The 2,600-nt window shown below is 38.3% G+C and carries 3 protein-coding genes; all 3 read right to left on the reverse strand.

Annotated features, from left to right (window positions below; all coding sequences use genetic code 11):
- Positions 1–63 precede the first annotated feature (63 nt).
- Positions 64–1,086 carry an acyltransferase gene (locus tag AC1DSB_RS17775; RefSeq protein WP_477587254.1) on the reverse strand — a complete coding sequence of 341 codons (1,023 nt, stop codon included), beginning with the start codon at positions 1,084–1,086 and terminating at the stop codon, positions 64–66.
- Between the two features lie 158 nt (positions 1,087–1,244).
- Positions 1,245–1,745: a C40 family peptidase gene (locus tag AC1DSB_RS17780; RefSeq protein WP_016428081.1), complete on the reverse strand. Its 501-nt coding sequence runs from the start codon at positions 1,743–1,745 to the stop codon at positions 1,245–1,247.
- Positions 1,746–1,960: 215 nt separating this feature from the next.
- A partial coding sequence (locus AC1DSB_RS17785; protein ID WP_477587255.1) for a 5'-nucleotidase C-terminal domain-containing protein occupies positions 1,961–2,600 on the reverse strand: 640 nt, incomplete at its 5' end.

Consider the following 2,600-nt stretch of genomic DNA (forward strand, 5'->3'; position numbering starts at 1 on the left):
CCCTCTCTCAGTCGGGAAGATTGAGATTCAAACGGAATGACCTGACACTTAGTTTTGAATGCTTTATGGTACTAGTTTATTAACGAGTGGAATTTTTTGAAGAATCCACACGATGATAAATGATGAAAAGAATATAGCAATCCACACTAGCGGCACTGCAAGTACTGGATGAACCCAATATTCGTCAAACCCTATACGGCGACCATATAACTGGATGATGGGATGTAACAAATAGATTCCCATGCTGGCAGCACTGATTTTTTGAATAACAGTATTCGGCTTGAAGACATTCGGAAACTGCTGAAATAATACAAATAAGAAAACAGCAATCACCACCGTATTCGGTGCAATATACAAATAGAAGAAACCATCCAATCTCCCGTCATTCTGGAGAGTCAAAACATATGTGCCATAGGCTGTTACGGCATACCCGATCACGGCTAACAGTCCAAGCAAAGGCAACCATTTCCGTTTGAGAGGATATAAGATTAAATACGCGCCTAAAATAAAGTAGCCAATATACGTACCGAACAGTCCAGCAGACAAAGCCAGCCCAAAATCGAAGAATTTTGGTACGAATGGAAACAAGCTTGACATGACAAACCAAACTCCAATAAAGTATTGCAGCATTTGTTTAGAAGAGGAACTGACTATTTGTCTTAAAAACGGGGTCATTAAATATAAACCCAAAATAACGTATAGAAACCATAAATGGAAGAACACAGAGTCCGTCAACACCATTTTAATCATTTGTTTCCACGTATGTTCTTCAAACCACATGAATTTGCGATAGACGATGTAAATAATACTCCACGCCAGTAACGGTATTGCAACCTTACTAACCCGCTTCTTGAAAAAAGGGACTAACGGTTCCTGTTGTTTGCGCGTCAACAATAGTGCCCCACTGATCATGAAAAATAACGGGACACTGTTACGTAAGGCAGAATCCAATAGATTTGCAAACCACCAAATTTGGTGACCAATCTCCATACTTGATACTAGCTGTGCTACCACATGTATACCTACGACTGAAAAGATGGCGAAAACTCTCAYCCAGTCCATATAATCATAACGCTCAGTCGACATTYTCTCATATCCTTTCTACATCAAAAAATCTTGAACTAACTTCATTTCTAAACTTCTTTGCTCTCGCGATTCTATTTCGAAGACTCACATCATATTATTCCATATAAAAACGCCTTATCGCAAATTGAATTTACGACAAGGCGTATGAGAATGTAAGTTTATTTTTTAGCTGAAGCTACTTGGGATACGTTTGCAACACGCTTAGCGCCAATGTATTTTGAACCCCAGTAGTAGGGATCGTTAAGTTTTGCAATTGAAACACCTTTGCTAGATGATGAGTGAGCGAATTTTCCTCCACCGACGTAAACTCCTACATGAGATACACCCTTACCTGAAGTATTGAAGAAAACCAAATCGCCCGCTTGTAGATTTTTCTTAGCAACTGATGAGCCTGTTGAGTACATGCCTGCAGATGTTCTTGGAAGATCAACACCTACTTGGTTGTAAACATAACCGATAAATCCTGAGCAATCAAATCCGTTTGCTGTCGTTCCACCACGTAAATACTTTGTTCCCATAACATTATTTGCTGCAGATACAAGCTTGCTTGAATCAACACCACTTGAAGCGTCCACTTCATTTGCTAATGGAGCAACAATTAATAGTATAGCGAAAGTAATCATCGTAAGAACTTTAAGGAACTGAGACTGTAACTTCATGAATTATAATCCTCCGGTTTGGCCCATGGCTAAAAATTTTCTGAAAACTTAACTAAAGTCATCTTACCATGAAATATACCTGTTTTATTTTACAGTTGTGTAACAATGTCGTTACATTATGAGTCGAATTTAAGATAATCTTGTAATAATAGAATGTTCAGACTATTAAACATAAAAAAAGCAGTGACCGATTTGGCCACTGCTTTTGCATGTTATTATTTTAATAAGTACTTACCAAATCCATCTGTACCTTCACCCAAGTAGCTGATATTACCACTAGTAGGAATAACTTCAACCGCTTTTTTAGATGATTCAAACATTACTTTAGCTGATGCAGGCAATGTTGTAAACTTCCAGTTGCCGTCAGCAGAAGGATCAATTGTTTTCTTTTCGATAATATAGTCAATGACCGCTTGGCGGTTTTCAACAGTATATATTTCGACTTCTTTAGCATTTCGTACGCCCGGGAAATTACCGTTTGCTCGGTAGTTGTTTGTAGCAACGATGAATTCCTGTTTAGGATCGATTGCTTTACCATCATACTTCAAGTTTTTGATACGTGTTGCATTGGCATTGATTTCTTTGCCATCAGCATCATATTTTGCTGGTTGTGTTACATCGATTTCATATGTCACTCCATCAATTACGTCAAAGTTGTATGAACGGAAGTTAGTATTGATCAGAGATTGTTCTGCTGTTTTTGTTGCGTCGATTTGGTTGAACTGGCCTGCAGACATCTCAAGCCATTCTTTCACGTCAGCTCCTGTAAGTTTTAAAGTAGAGACAGTGTTGTCGTATAAGTACAAATCTGCGACGTTCTTGATTGCCAATTCACCTTTTGGTACATATGTGTAA

The organism is Paenisporosarcina sp. P4_E4_2 (assembly GCF_056401595.1).

Coding starts and splice junctions, on each gene's coding strand:
- AC1DSB_RS17780 (WP_016428081.1), bottom strand. CDS start 1,745: ATGAAGTTACAGTCTCAGTTCCTTAAAGTTCTTACGATGATTACTTTC.